This window comes from Membranihabitans marinus, assembly GCF_021729155.1.
Classification (GTDB): domain Bacteria; phylum Bacteroidota; class Bacteroidia; order Chitinophagales; family Saprospiraceae; genus Membranihabitans; species Membranihabitans marinus.
Genome location: NZ_JAJQYA010000003.1, coordinates 111,289 through 126,215, shown reverse-complemented (window position 1 = coordinate 126,215; position 14,927 = coordinate 111,289). Strand labels below are relative to the sequence as shown.

12 protein-coding genes and 1 tRNA gene are annotated in these 14,927 nt (G+C 37.0%); 4 read left to right on the top strand and 9 right to left on the bottom strand.

Features of this window, described 5'->3' with window-relative positions:
- Positions 1-74: 74 nt before the first annotated feature.
- Both LVD51_RS02950 and uvrA read right to left on the bottom strand, forming a co-directional pair.
- A complete protein-coding gene (locus LVD51_RS02950; RefSeq protein WP_236969695.1) occupies positions 75-872 on the bottom strand; it encodes an alpha/beta hydrolase in 798 nt (265 codons plus the stop codon).
- Complete coding sequence (gene uvrA / locus LVD51_RS02945) at positions 872-3,679, bottom strand: excinuclease ABC subunit UvrA (RefSeq protein ID WP_236969694.1); 2,808 nt, start codon at positions 3,677-3,679, stop codon at positions 872-874. Before uvrA ends, LVD51_RS02950 begins: the two co-directional genes overlap by 1 nt.
- A 231-nt stretch (positions 3,680-3,910) precedes the next feature.
- Between uvrA and LVD51_RS02940 the strand changes: the two genes are divergently transcribed.
- Positions 3,911-4,492 (top strand): RNA polymerase sigma factor, encoded by a 582-nt coding sequence (locus LVD51_RS02940; protein ID WP_317207892.1) that lies wholly within the window; start codon positions 3,911-3,913, stop codon positions 4,490-4,492.
- A gap of 585 nt (positions 4,493-5,077) precedes the next feature.
- On the opposite strand, the gene LVD51_RS02935 is transcribed toward LVD51_RS02940, so the two are convergent.
- Entirely contained in the window at positions 5,078-7,012 is a 1,935-nt protein-coding gene (locus LVD51_RS02935; protein WP_236969692.1) for an OstA-like protein, read from the bottom strand.
- An 88-nt stretch (positions 7,013-7,100) separates the two neighbouring features.
- On the opposite strand from LVD51_RS02935, the gene LVD51_RS02930 reads away from it, so the two are divergent.
- Positions 7,101-7,562 carry a DUF4293 domain-containing protein gene (locus LVD51_RS02930; RefSeq protein ID WP_236969691.1) on the top strand — a complete coding sequence of 154 codons (462 nt, stop codon included), beginning with the start codon at positions 7,101-7,103 and terminating at the stop codon, positions 7,560-7,562.
- Between the two features lie 785 nt (positions 7,563-8,347).
- Here the strand turns inward: LVD51_RS02930 and LVD51_RS02925 are convergent.
- The 6 genes from LVD51_RS02925 to LVD51_RS02900 all read right to left on the bottom strand — a co-directional run bounded on the left by LVD51_RS02925 (position 8,348) and on the right by LVD51_RS02900 (position 11,666).
- Positions 8,348-8,836 (bottom strand): ExbD/TolR family protein, encoded by a 489-nt coding sequence (locus tag LVD51_RS02925; protein ID WP_236969690.1) that lies wholly within the window; start codon positions 8,834-8,836, stop codon positions 8,348-8,350.
- Between the two features lie 29 nt (positions 8,837-8,865).
- A complete protein-coding gene (locus LVD51_RS02920; protein ID WP_236969689.1) occupies positions 8,866-9,408 on the bottom strand; it encodes an ExbD/TolR family protein in 543 nt (180 codons plus the stop codon).
- 6 nt (positions 9,409-9,414) lie between these two features.
- A complete protein-coding gene (locus tag LVD51_RS02915) occupies positions 9,415-9,888 on the bottom strand; it encodes a hypothetical protein (RefSeq protein ID WP_236969688.1) in 474 nt (157 codons plus the stop codon).
- Positions 9,889-9,903: 15 nt separating this feature from the next.
- A complete protein-coding gene (locus tag LVD51_RS02910) occupies positions 9,904-10,623 on the bottom strand; it encodes a MotA/TolQ/ExbB proton channel family protein (protein WP_236969687.1) in 720 nt (239 codons plus the stop codon).
- 54 nt (positions 10,624-10,677) lie between these two features.
- Positions 10,678-10,765 (bottom strand) — tRNA-Ser (locus tag LVD51_RS02905).
- A gap of 142 nt (positions 10,766-10,907) precedes the next feature.
- Positions 10,908-11,666 carry a TatD family hydrolase gene (locus LVD51_RS02900; RefSeq protein ID WP_236969686.1) on the bottom strand — a complete coding sequence of 253 codons (759 nt, stop codon included), beginning with the start codon at positions 11,664-11,666 and terminating at the stop codon, positions 10,908-10,910.
- Between the two features lie 874 nt (positions 11,667-12,540).
- On the opposite strand from LVD51_RS02900, the gene LVD51_RS02895 reads away from it, so the two are divergent.
- Together LVD51_RS02895 and LVD51_RS02890 are read left to right on the top strand one after the other, a co-directional pair.
- Positions 12,541-13,536, top strand: a complete 996-nt coding sequence (locus LVD51_RS02895; RefSeq protein WP_236969685.1) for an NADP-dependent oxidoreductase — start codon at positions 12,541-12,543, stop codon at positions 13,534-13,536.
- Positions 13,537-13,835: 299 nt separating this feature from the next.
- A complete protein-coding gene (locus LVD51_RS02890; RefSeq protein WP_236969684.1) occupies positions 13,836-14,720 on the top strand; it encodes a 3-keto-disaccharide hydrolase in 885 nt (294 codons plus the stop codon).
- The last annotated feature ends 207 nt before the right edge of the window (positions 14,721-14,927 follow it).

The following is a 14,927-nucleotide window of genomic DNA, read 5'->3' as shown; positions in this document are numbered from 1 at the left end:
AGAAAAGATAGATCCATGAAGCCATGTTGGGCAAAATGAAAATCAACAACATCGTTACCGACCTTACCATTATGTTATGACAATCGATCCAATATCCAAGTGACAATGTCGCGATACACTATCTCATTGTCCAATTCATTGAGGGTTTCGTGAAGCATATTGGGATATGAAATATATGTTTTGTCCTCCATTTTTAATTCTTGAAAATAACGCCGAGTAGCGATCATTTTAACGATAGCGTCCTTTTCACCCTGTATCATTAATAGAGGCCGATTAAGTCCATCGATATTGGCTTTGGTTTCCGCCATCGCTTGAAGCAAGATATATCCCACCTTTAGGGTTATCCTACTGCGATCGACCAAAGGATCTGACTCGTATTTTTCAACTTCACTAGTATCGCGAGACAAATCCGAAGATTTAATTTTAAGATAGGGCAGATTGGGCATTAGCATACTCAAATATTTGGCCAGTCCGATGACTACTCCATTGGCCAATCCTCCAGCGTCAATGGCTGGGGCCGAAAGAATAACTCCCCTGCAATGTGGCTGAATCGTTGACATAAAATGAGCAGTAATCAATCCCCCCAAACTATGGCCAAATAAAAACAAGGGGATATTGTGATTTTGAGCGTATTGATTCGCCAATTTATACTGGGCATTTATCGCAGTTGACAATTGAGAAAAAGACTGAAGTGGTCCAGATTGAGATAGGGTTTGACCATATCCGGGTAAATCGTAAAGAAAAACGGTTAAATTTTCTTTCTGCAATGCATCGACCAATTCCGTATATCGGCCTAAATGCTCCCCTATCCCGTGGGTAATCAATACCACAGCTCGAGGTCTATCTACCTTGTGAACCTTTGAATAAACCATTATTTACTTTGATTGACCATTAATTTATGTTGAAGGTATTTGCCCGTATAAGATCCTTCCACTTCTACCAACTCTTCCGGAGTACCCATTGCAACTAAATTACCTCCACCGAAACCACCTTCGGGCCCCAGGTCTACAATCCAGTCCCCTGCTTTTATTATATCGAGGTTGTGTTCCACCACCAGGACAGTGTGTCCCAATCGAATCAGATCATTGAAAGCGACTAAGAGTTTTTTGATATCGTGAAAATGCAAGCCAGTTGTAGGTTCATCAAATATAAAGAAAATCCGTTCCTTTATATTTTCTTGTCCTAAATAATACGCCAATTTCAATCTTTGGGCTTCCCCTCCAGATAGAGTACTCGAAGACTGCCCGAGGCGGAGATATCCCAAGCCTACTTTTTCCAAAGGCTCTAATTTTACGACAATTTCAGGCTTATTTTCAAAAAATTTCAAAGCCTCTTCTATCGTCATATTGAGGACATCGTAAATATTTTGATTATTGTATTTGACTTCAAGGACTTCTCTTTTAAATCGCTTCCCTTTGCATACTTCACATTCTAATCTAATATCTGATAAGAACTGCATTTCAATCAAGATTTCTCCATCGCCCTTACAATTTTCGCATCGACCACCTTCTACATTAAATGAAAAATGCTTGGTTTGGTATTTTCTAATCTTAGATAGATTTTGCTTGGCAAATAAATTTCTAATATCGTCAAAGGCCTTAACATAGGTTGCCGGATTGGAACGACTTGATCGCCCAATAGCTTTTTGGCCAATAAATTCAACAGCCGATATCCGCTTCAAATCCCCTGTCAAATCTTTAAAACCCTGACGCTGTCCAGAAAAACTATCTTCTAAATGATTTTTTAAGGCAGGATATAATATATGGTGTACTAAGGTAGATTTACCGGAACCGGAAACCCCGGTCAAGATATTAATCAAATCCAATTTAAAGGTCACTGTAATGTCCTTTAGGTTATGCATATATGCTTCCTCAATCTGGATACTATAAGCCGAATCCCTTCTACTACTGGGTACATCGATGACTTCGTCCCCATTTAGATAATCCATGGTAAGGCTTGTTCCTACTGGCACGGATTCATTTAATCCGCCACTGTATACTACTTCGCCACCGTGTTCCCCAGCCAAAGGTCCCATATCAATTAAATAGTCGGCTTGACGTATAATATCTTCCTCGTGTTCAACCACGACTACGGTATTGCCCAAGTCTTTGAGATCGCGCAATACTGCAATCAACTGATCACTATCCCTGGGATGAAGTCCGATACTGGGTTCGTCCAATATATATAAGGAGGAGGTAAGATTACTCCCCAAGCATTTGGTCAAATAAATACGCTGAGTTTCTCCCCCACTCAATGTTCCCGACAATCGATCCAAGTGTAAATAGGGAAGTCCGAGTTTGATCATAGCATCCAACCTCATGGTGATTTCAGCCAACAATTGCTTAGCTATTTTTATTTCACTCGGTTTTAAGGTCAATTCATCGAAGAATGTTTTTAAATCTCCAATGGGCATTTGCGTCAATTCTGCGATATGTCGGCCTTGAATTTTGACATAAGTGGCTTCTTTACGCAATCGATAACCATCACAAGTAGTACAGGTAGTTCGTCCTCTATACCGAGCCAAAGTAATTCTATTCTGAATTTTATAGCTCTCTTCTTTCAAATCCTCAAAGTAACGATTAATCCCTTTAAAGGATTTGTTTCCATTCCAGAGCAGGCCTCGTTGTTCTGCCGTTAATCGCTTATAGGGAATATGTAATGGAAAATCTATTTTATGGGCCGATTCAATCAAAGGGTCCAAATATCTAGTCCCTGTATCTCCTTTCCAGCAAGCAATGGCCCCTTCATATACAGAAAGATTCTGATTGGGTACAACCTTGAATTCATCAATGCCCATGGTGCGACCATAGCCCTCACAGGTTGGACATGCGCCATAAGGATTGTTGTAATTAAACAAATGCGGATCTGGTTCGGGGAAGACTATACCGTCGGCTTCAAATTTGTTGTTGTAATAATGCATCTCGTCTTCGAGATGATTTTTTATATAACAGCTGCCCCCTCCTTCACGAAAGGCAGTCTGAACGGAATCACTGATTCGCTTTATATTTTCTTCATTGCGGACCATTGCAAAACGGTCAATGACAACGAGAATAGAATGAGAGTCGACGGCTTCGAGTTTCTTCTTTAATATAGGCTTCTTTTCCTCTAGAAAGGTTTCAATCTTTACACTTTCGCCATCTACTTGAATTCTGTTATACCCTCTCTGCAACAGCAGTTCTAGATGGGTTTGAATATTGCGTTTGGGATAGTCTTTATTGAGAGGGACAAGTACTAAAATCCTATCTTCTTCAGCATAGGACAATACAAAATCTACTACATCGGACACATTGTGACGCTGGACCTTAACTCCAGAAATGGGAGAAATGGTTTCTCCGATCCGGGCATACAGGATACGCAGGTAATCATATACCTCAGTCATCGATCCAACTGTACTTCTGGCATTGTTGGTGGCCGTCCGTTGCTCTAAGGCAATGGCAGGGCAAATGCCTTTGATGTAATCAACTTCGGGTTTTTTCATCCGATTGAGGAATTGCCTGGCATAACTCGACAGACTTTCCACATATCTTCGCTGTCCTTCGGCATATAAAGTATCCATCACCAAAGATGATTTTCCAGAGCCTGACACACCAGACACTACAACCAACTGATTTCGAGGAATATCTACATCCACCGATTTCAAGTTATTTACTTTTGCTCCTTTTATTTCAATGTTTTTCATTGTCATCCTTTGAAATATCTAGTTGTTTTGTATATTTATCCCATTGCAAATAACGTATATAAAATATTCAATTTGTTAATTTGTTTAAATTTTCTTTTTTAAATTGAATATTTTTGTTAGATTTGATTTCAATTAATTATTCATTTACCTTTAAAATTCAACTTTATAGCATAAAACCTTTACACTGAATCGAAATTTATTATTAATTAAATTACCCGAAAACGATTTGGTATGAATATGACCATGCTATCTGACAAAGAGTTGATTAACATTTATCTTAATGGAAGCGAAAAAGCCTTCCAAGAGTTGTTATCCCGCCACGAGGAAAAAATCTATACATCTATCTATATGTTCGTGAAAAATACCGAACAAGCTGAAGATATTTTTCAAGAAGTATTTATTAAGATTATAAAAACCCTACGTGCTGGAAAGTACAATCACGAAGGAAAATTTGGGCAATGGGCGATGCGTATTGCTTATAATATGTGTGTAGACAACTTTAGAAAATCTAAACGACGTCCACAGATTAATCCAACTGAAGAGTTTGACATCTTTGAAGTACTTCCATTGGAAGAAGACAATGTAGAAACTGAACTTATTAAAGATGAGACTTTCTCTAAAATAAGACATTTGGTTGATCTACTTCCCCCTGAGCAACGTGAAGTTGTTATTCTGAGACATTATGCAGAATTGAGTTTTAAAGAAATTGCTCAACTGACAAGAGTAAGTATTAATACTGCACTTGGTAGAATGCGATACGCTTTAATCAATATGAGAAAAATTGTTGAGGAGAAAAACGTGGTATTAAATTAAAACCACTTTCTCATTAAATAATAATTAAAAAAGCCAGCATTCAATGTGTGTTATTAACTTAACACCATTAATGCTGGCTTTTTTTATGAATTTACATTTGATTTCTCGTAATTTCAATATGATTAATTCTGCTTTAATTTTATTTAATCCTCATTTATTTTCTTTCTTACCAAAATCACCTATACTTATTAATATATATTGAGTTAATCTGGAATGAGTTTATCGATATATAAAATAAAAGTAATGTATAGACTTTAACGTCAATGGATATGAACGGTTCTTAGCCTATATTAATCGATATTCCATGATACACTTCATATTTATACGAATTACATCCTCCCAACCATAGCATTGATTTCTCTTTTTATGTCCTAAGGGATATGAGGATAGATTTCAATAACTATATCCTTGTCATTATTTTCTATTCTTTGATCTTATACTACATCATATTAACTATGCTCTCGAAGAGCAAGATACCCTCTTCAATATAAAAGTAAAAGCAATATGGCTGTCGGAAGCCTCCTTACTGATATGGTATAATTTTCTAGACTATGGTCTGGAAGAGAATATGAAATCGCTTAAATTCTAATTATCTGAGGGATCCAATACAATGGCTGACAGTGGATTCACATCCATTTTTCGTTCCATTTCAATAGATAATGGTCTGAGAATATTTTTATCACTATATCCTTTTAAAAATGAATTTTCATCGGAGACTGACTTCATTTCAAATAATTCGCCATTGGTATTTTCCAAAAAAGAAATCCCCACTACATTACTTTCTTCAAAAGTCATTTCAATTCGACTACAAATAATTTTATTCATTCCTATATAGGCCAATTCTTCATCGAGGATAAAATATATAGATTCCGCATTTCCCACAACCTCGGTATATACCAATTCACCATCTAGAAAGTCGGCGATAATTGTTCGTCCCGTGATTTGATTAAAATAAATACTATCTGGAGAAGTGATGACAAAGGCATTGCCCTTGATCAACACCTTGTCGATTTCTCCCCCTTCCATGGTAATAAATATGGTATCCCCATAGAGCTGAGTAGTATCCATCCACATTACAGGATTGCCAAACAGAGTAATCAAAGAATCTTTTTCGTTGAAGGCTATACTATCCGCTCGACCGCGTACACCATCTCGTAATATGGCAACATCGTAATAAGCCTTAAAATTTTGAAAGGTATCTCTAACCACGGTTTCTGTCGAATCCACTAATTTTTCGTCCACTGATTGACTGGTAATTAAGGTGTCCGATATCATATACATGGTATCACCACTATCGCCTATCCACTGAAATAGTGGACGCTGTTCAATTCCAATGGCTCGAGCATATTGATCCTTGTCCGTATATTCGAGGCTATCGGTAAATATTCTTTTTAAACCTGAACTGTCTTCCCAGATAACATTTCCCTTGGCGCGACCGTATTTTTCCTCGTCGGAATATTTGAGTAAATCAGAAGTTAGGTTAAATTCCGGTCTTTGGATTTTACTGCGACCTACGGCATTTACACTATTGGTAACCGTAGAATAAATTAATTCTTCGCCTTGGGCTTGAATATCATCTCCAGTAACCCTAGCATTGCCGTATAAATTTAATTGGCCCTTTTCCTCGTCGTATACGATCCTATGAGCTCTGGCCTTTTTGTCTTCTTTAGAAATATAGGCCTTACCCCTGATTTCGTATTCTTTTGCCTGACCATAATAGAAAATACTATCCCCTGATCCCATGGTTTTACCAGACTCAAATTGGGCGTTTTGATGGAATAATGCCTCATCCTCCTTCATTAAATAATAACCTTGCTCAGCGTACAGCCGGCTGGTATCGTTATACAAAACAGTAGGACTTAAAAAATCAACCCGATAATCTCGAGTATTGAAACCCATAGAATCGGCCTTTAGATTGAAAGTATCATTGACCACGATAACACTATCGTAGAAGATGGCTTGGTGTTCCGGCACATAAAATACCAATTTTTCAGAACTCAATTGAGTGCCACCATCTGTCATGTAAGACTTTTTATTGTAGCGCGCCACTCTGGTATCCAATTGGTAATCGAGTTGGTCAGAAAACAATTTCTGAAGCCCATTTTCGAGGACTACATCCCCTTTAAGGTGGGCCAATCGAGTATTTCCATTATACAACAGTGTATCGGCAAAGATATAGGTACTGTCCAATTCTTGAATGACGACATGACCATATGCTTCCACCTGATTGTTTTCATCTAGAATTGCGGAATCACATCGAAAAAAGGTACTGTCGTGCCTCATTCGAACATTTCCCACCAATTCTTGATATTGTATTCCATCTTTTTTAAAGAGCCTGACGTGATCTGCCGGCTCATCTAATATAACGCTGGTGATACTATCATTGGTAGGAATACTGTCATTTCCCACAGAGAGGGGAAGCTGTCCATAGACCGCTGGCGACAAAAAATACAAAAGTCCTATAATCAGAACAAGGTAAAACCGTCTATGGAAATAATATGGTAATCTAGTAATCGTCATTTAATATGGACTATTTCTATATGTAATATGCGTACAATTCTTATTTTTGATTCGCAAAACACTATTTTTGCAACAAAAATACATAATTATGATTCAACGAAAGCAGACTATCTATTTATTACTTTCTGCATTGATATTAGCCAGTATTTTCCTCCATACTTTTGATTTTGCACAAATCAGTACAGATGGGGCTGAGTCATTATCAAACACCCAATACTTACAAGATAAGGTCTTGGATGTATACGATCATATATTATTTATGATATTGACTGGATTGATCTCAGGTTTGAGTTTATTAGCCATCTTTTTATATAAAAACAGAAATTTACAATTATCTGTTAGCAAGACCAATATTGTCCTATGTATTATTCTCATGGTCGATATCGCCTATTGCCTAATACAAGATATCAATAAGATAGATGGTATTTATTCTATCGTTCCCTATTTCGGTTTATGGGCCATTCTTTTGGCCATTGTGGCCATTTTATTGGCTATAAGAGGGATTAATCACGACAACAAATTGGTTAAGTCAATGGATCGATTGAGATAATAGGGATAGAAAATTTAAATTCTCCTAATTCTAAGAAAACTCACTTAATCTTAAAACTAGTCAGGAAGTGTAAAAATTCGACGACTATTTTTATGGAATATCGCCATGCTGTAGTGAGCATTTACTATGGAATTAGGTTGCAGTCACGCCTCTACGGAGAGATGAAAGGCCTTGCGTTTCCAAAAAACTATATATGAGACGCAAGGTCAACCCTTCCTCGGCACAGTGGCCTAAATACCTGACCATTTACAGGACAGTCACGCCTCCCATTAATGTTTATCCATAGGATTTATGGCGCAGTCAGGCCGGAGCCAGTGGCTGCGACGAGATTCCATGAAATTTCCTATCGACATACGGTGCAGTCACGCCGGAGCACAGTGGCTCCGGTTCCTTCAATTCTAATATAATTTTATTGAAAAATGAAATTTTAAACTTACCGATTTTAATGCAGTCTCGTCATGCCACAGGGGGCATGACTTCACTCATCCGATGGATATATAATCCATCGGGTTGCTCAATAGAGCAACTACATTCGTTCACCCACGACACTGTGGTCGTCTTCCCTCGCCTAGGCTCACCCACCCGGAGCACAGTGGCTCCGGTTCCCTCGCCAAATGTCCATTAAGGACATTTGGTTGCTCTAAGGAGCAACTACGCTCGGTCATTCTCCGAAACGAATGGCCTATATACCAAAAAAACGCCGTTTGGAAATCAATCCAAACGGCGTTTAATATTTTTATTACAAAGGACAAAGTCCGCAATAAGATGAATTGAAAAAGATTTCTCTAATTTCTATTCATTTTACTGGAATTCGGAGTTGCCGAGTAATTAACTTTCAACTGTGCAGCCTTTCTCAACGCTGTTTTCACATCGGTTACTACACCCATAGTCACTTCTCCATCAGCTTTGATAGAAGTAATGATTTGACCGTGTAACTGCTCGTTTACCTTCAATTTATGTTGCTCCAAAAACAAAGCAATATCACCATCTAAGTTATTAGAGAACTTGTCATCTAATTGTACTCTAGGTTTTGTACCATAAATATCTTGGTATTTTTTAATAGGTTTCCCTACATACACTGTATTTACCAATGATTTCTTTTCCAACTTTTCAAGCTGAGTCGCTTGAGGCACCGTAACTTGTACTTTACGCTCGCCCTCTCTCATAACGGTTACCACCATGAAAAAGAACAAAAGCATAAAAATAATATCAGGTAGAGATGAAGTAGAAACCTCTGGTGTTGATTTTCCTCTTTTTTTCTTAAAATGTGCCATAATTTAACATTTGTACATTTAACAATTTACTAATCTTCACCAAAGTTTGTAGGCTCAGCCTCAGACAATACAAAGGGAATTTTCAACTTAATCGCATTTTTACGAGCTGTTCCCAATTCATCGCCATAGGGCATACCGTACATTCTCTGAGATTCTTCATCCCACAATTCATCATAGGCTGCTTTCAATTCATTATACACCTCTAGATAAGCCTTATAGTGTGTTCCTCTATCATTTTTCAATGATATGATGGCACTGGTAGGTTTGGTCGCCAAATCTGATCGACCTTGAGGATTCATAATAAATTCTTTAGCACGCTCTCTCAACTGATTGATGTCAGCTGGTTCACCTCTAACGAGGAGATCATCTGTGGCATTCACAAGAACACTAAACACGTTACGTTCGTTTAGTCTCTGTGTTTCGGGCGGTGTTTCAGACCAAGGCGGTAACTTTACCGTAATCCCTTTGTCTGCATCGATAGTCGTCGTCACCAAGAAGAAAATGAGAAGTAGGAAGGCAATATCTGCCATCGAACCCGCATTAACCTCTGGAGATTCTCTTTTCCGTGCCATAATTAATTATTTTATTAAATTTCTCAATTCACCTAATATAACTAGTAATATAGCTCCTCCTGCCAGGATAAACGATCCTTTCAAGAAAGCACTAATCCACTTGCTTAAGTTCGGCGAAACTCCAAATTCAGTAGCAGCAGCCGCAACGATTCCGCTGGTTTCTGCTGTAGAAGTAGAATACAATACAAAAACCAAAACCACGATAATGGCTATCCCGATAATACCTTTAATAGAGGCTTTGGGATCTTTGGCTACACTGATTAATGAAGCTAATATGGTGATTATTACCGTAGCAATAAACAAAAATATTGTTGCTTTTAGACCTGTATTAAAGACGTCGGTTTTAGTTTGCTCCTCTACCGCCAAATCTCCAAATCCTTCTGGTAAGCCGCTAAGCACCGGGATAAGAAAAATTAGGGAAAAGAGTAAACCTATACCAAAGGCTAGGCCTAATCCGTATTTAGATAATATTTTATACATAGTATAGGGTATTTTTTACTTGAAGTAATTGTTTCGAGCCAATACGTCTAATAGACCTACTGAAGCATCTTCCATCTTATTTACTATACCATCTACTTTGGATACAATATAGTTATAAAAAATCTGTAAAATAATGGCCGAGACCAAACCAAATACTGTAGTCAAAAGGGCTACTTTAATACCCCCTGCCACAATGGTAGGAGAAATATCACCCACCGCTTGGATGTTATCAAATGCCTGGATCATACCGATTACCGTACCCATGAAACCGAGCATCGGGGCAATCGCAATGAACAATGCAATCCATACTAATCCTTTCTCTAAAAGTCCCATTTGAACTGATCCATAAGCCGAGATAGCTCTTTCAACAGCCTCTGGTCCTTTGTCAGCACTTCGCAATCCTTCATAAAGAACGCTTGCAGCTGGTCCAGAAGTAGATTTACATACTTCCAACGCACCATTTAAATCCCCTTCTGCTAGGCGATTATCAATTTTTTTCAACAATTTGTCTGTGTTAGTAGTAGCCAAATTTAGAGTGATTATACGCTCTATACAAAAAGCCAATCCTAAGATCAAACAAATCAATACAGGAGTCATGAATTTCCAATCTCCCTGAATGAACTTCTCTTTCAACACTTGAAAACCTGTAGAAGTTTCCTCTTGTGCCAAAATATCAGTAGCTCCAAAAGAGGCAGCTACTCCAAAAACAAGCAACAAAGCAACTAATTTACGCATGGTATTAAACATTTTTTTAACGAATATTTTTCAAAATAAAATTACATTTCACAGCGGAGAGTGAGGGATTCGAACCCTCGATACCCTTTTGGAGTATACACACTTTCCAGGCGTGCGCCTTCGACCACTCGGCCAACTCTCCTTTCAAATCCTCAAGTGCATTCACCTGTGGTACAAAAATTATAAAACTTGTTCTATTATCAAAATTTATTTTTGATCCTAGTTCTCTTATAAAAAATCAAAAAATATGGTTTTCCTTTTAAATATTCATATAAAAAGGAATATTAATTGAAAATTTTATCTGCATTTAACGTCGTTACTCTTTCAACCTCTTCTTCACTTACTCCTATCACCTCTGATATCCTCTTTAGAATATTGGCTAAATAAGCACTTTCATTACGCTTTCCTCGATATGGAGTAGGCGCCAAATACGGTGAATCAGTTTCCAAAACCAAGTGAGACAATATTTCAGAGTTTAAAACTTTATCTAAACCTCCATTCTTAAATGTCACCACTCCACCAATTCCCAAATAAAAACCATTGTCAATTATTCGCTGTGCCTGGTCTGCATTACCAGTAAAACAATGAAAAATTCCCGACAACTGGCCATTAAATTTTTCTACTAAATCAATTTGCCAATCCAAACTATCCCTAGCGTGAATGACAATAGGCAAATTTCGTTCAATCGCCCATTGACATTGTATATTAAAAGCATCTTCCTGCTCTTTTAAATATGTCTTATCCCAATATGCATCAGTACCAATTTCTCCTATTGCATATATCTTACGAAGATCCAATAACTTCTCAATCTTGGACAACTCCTCTCGATAATTGGCCTTTACCTCTCCAGGATGTAATCCCAACATGGGAAACATCATTTGAGGGTATTTGTCGCACAAATTAAACAAGTTATCAATGGAGTCAACGTTAATATTAGGTAAATAAATCTTTTCAACCCCAGCGGCAACTGCTCTAGCAATAACATCTTCAATATCCTCCTCAAATTGCTGCACATATAAATGAGCATGAGTATCCACTATCATCTATTTACTGCATTTTGTATCACCATAATTCCCTTCCTTCGCCAACACCAAGATTGCATCTATTTTATTGTTCTGAGTGGAAAGTTATTAATATTATTCCAAAATGTTCACTATTCTATAAATGTTTTATGTCTTAAATCTACATTTATCGCTATTTAAAATTTCATTTCTACCACACCCTCTAATAGCAAACTCATTTATTTGACTGTAAATTAGACACTTAAAAATTACACATATACCTATATCGAAAATTATAACTTCAGGTATTTTTTTGAAATTTTTTACAATATTTTCAAAACCCCCTTATTCATACATCTTTAATTCACCCTATAGATATAGTAGTCATTTTATTTTAAACTCAAATCTCTAGCCTTTAGTTAGTTATTTATTAGCCTCTAAAATGAATTTCCATTCAATGGTCCACTACAACTAAAGCTATTCAAACGAAATAATCTGAACAAAAGAGACACATAAATAATTACATATCAACTATTTAAACTTCATAATAGCAGTAAATATTTTAATTGATATAAAATAACATCTTTCTAAAAAACTATTTCTATGCCTTCTTATCAATGGGTTAACCGTTTTTCAAACTAGACTACCTCAAAAACACCATTGACTAGAATGAAGAAATCTTTTTATAACCTTTCACTTACATAATTAAAATATCAAACGACCTCCTTATTTACAACTAATCCCAATTTTCTATGATGAAGTAGAAGGTCAATTATAAACCTATTATATTTTTTACATCGACTTATAATTTTTATTTAATCTACTCATGATTTAGAATTGAGAAAATAATTTTATCTCAATATGTGTTAAAGAAGAAGATAAATGATATCACAACTTTAGACAAAATGTAAATTCAATGCCACAAACCATCATTTTAAATCAACGTCCAGTTGGCAAACCAAAGTTAACGGACTTTAAATCTATAATTACTCCATTGCCAGTAGTGGGGCCTGGAGAAGTACTACTCAAAGCCATCCATGTTTCGGTAGATCCATATCTCCGTGGAAGAATGAGCGATGCCAAATCTTATCTTCCGCCCTTTGAGTTGGGTAAACCACTTAGCTCAGGAATGATTGCCGAAGTCATTGAATCAAGAAATGATAACTATTCCAAGGGAGATTACGTATTTGGATTACTTCCTTGGTCCGAATACCAGTCATCTGATGGTAGTGGACTCAGAAAAGTCGATGGACAACAAGCACCATTGACGGCATACCTGGGCATTCTTGGACTAACTGGACTCACAGCCTATCTCGGCTTAAGCGAAATAGGAAAACCAAAACCTGGTGAAACGGTATTTATATCGGGTGCAGCAGAGGCAGTGGGAAGTGTAGCAGGTCAAATTTGCAAAATCTTAGGATGTCGTGTGGTGGGTACCGCAGGCTCAGACGAAAAGGTGGAATTATTAAAAAGTCAATTTGGATTTGATGAAGCCATTAATTATAAAACGGCTGAAGATCTCAATAAAGACATTGCCAAAGCCTGCCCCAACGGCATCGATGTTTATTTCGATAACGTAGGTGGCAATATTTCAGAAGTCGTATTCTTCCATATCAATTCCTTTGCTCGACTGATCATTTGCGGTTCAATTGCTATTTACAATGAAATATCACGTCCTATGAGCATCGCCGTCCAGCCCTTCCTAATTAAAAAAAGTGCCTTAATGCAGGGATTTGTGGTCAGAGACTTTGCACCTAAATTTCCAGAAGCCATGCAACAAATAGCAACCTGGATGGCCGAAGGCAAATTAACTTACAACGAAACCATAGTTGAGGGCTTTGATATGATACCCCAAGCTTTTATCGACTTATTTGAAGGAAAAAATAAAGGAAAAATGGTTGTAACCATATAAATTACCGCGATATACCTAGTTAATAATATACCATTAATATCTGTCCGGTCTTTTTAGATCGGACATTTTTATTCATATATAACAAAACCTCAAATAGGTTGCAATATAATATGTAGATTCAAACTATAATTTTTGAATTAAAACATAATCTTAGATTGAATAGATCAAGTAATAGTGCGAAAATTAAGGTCCAAACATGAAAAACAGGCAAAGGAATGATACGACTTACACCATATAATATTGGCAATGGTCTAAGATTGTCGCCATTCGTGATATATTTGTAATAAATAACTAGACCCATGTACTTTAATTATCGCCTCGCCTCAGTGTTCTTATTTTTCCTTCATTTACTGTCCTGTAATTCAGAACCCGATGTTGAATGGACAAATTTATTGGACAAAGACCTCAGTCAATGGGAAAATTACTTGAGCTTTAGATATCCAGAAGGATATGATGACGAAATCTTACTGGATGATCATGGTCAAGAAATACAACCAATAGGACTCAATAAAAACGATGAATACCAAGTCTTCACCACATCCCAAGAAGATGATGAGTGTATCCTCAGAATAAGTGGTGAAATATATGGTTGCATTACTACCAAAGAGGCTTATGAAAATTACCATCTTAAATTAAAAGTAAAATGGGGAGATATCAAATATCATCCGAGAAAGAAACTACTAAAAGATTCAGGAATAATGTACCATTCTATAGGTCCACATGGGGCTGAAGGATGGAGGTCGTGGAAGCTTTCTCAAGAATTTCAAATAATGGAAGGCCACATGGGTGACTATTGGAGCCAAGCGACATCGGCTATAGATGTTAAAGCCCTTATTCCAGAATACATCATGAATCCAGTGGCCGACACCGGGCAAGATTTTATATCCTTGGGTGAGGGAAGCGATTATCCAGGCTATTGTTTGCGCAGCGTAAATAATGAAAAACCATCTGGGGAATGGAATGAAATAGAACTCATTTGTTTTGAAAACAAAAGTATCCATATTGTCAATGGAGAAGTCGTCATGGTCCTAAAAGATTCTAGATATATGGACGGCGATCAGGCTATCCCTATGTTAAAAGGTCAAATCCAAATTCAGAGTGAAGCCGCAGAGGTATATTATAAAGATATTTATATTCGTCCCATCACTTCACTAAGTCCTGAATTGGCTGCCTTTTATCAATAATCTTTGAATAAAAATCTATAAGATCAACAGATGTGATGGTCTTAAACCATTTGCTGTCGTATTAACTCTTATCTATTTCCCAATATTGAAATTATACGAAATGCATTTGGTATTCATATAAAAGGGAAAAGATATTTTATCCATAAACTCACCATTGGACAAGTCTTCAATATCTCAAAAAACCAATAACATTTTTCAATGCCGACT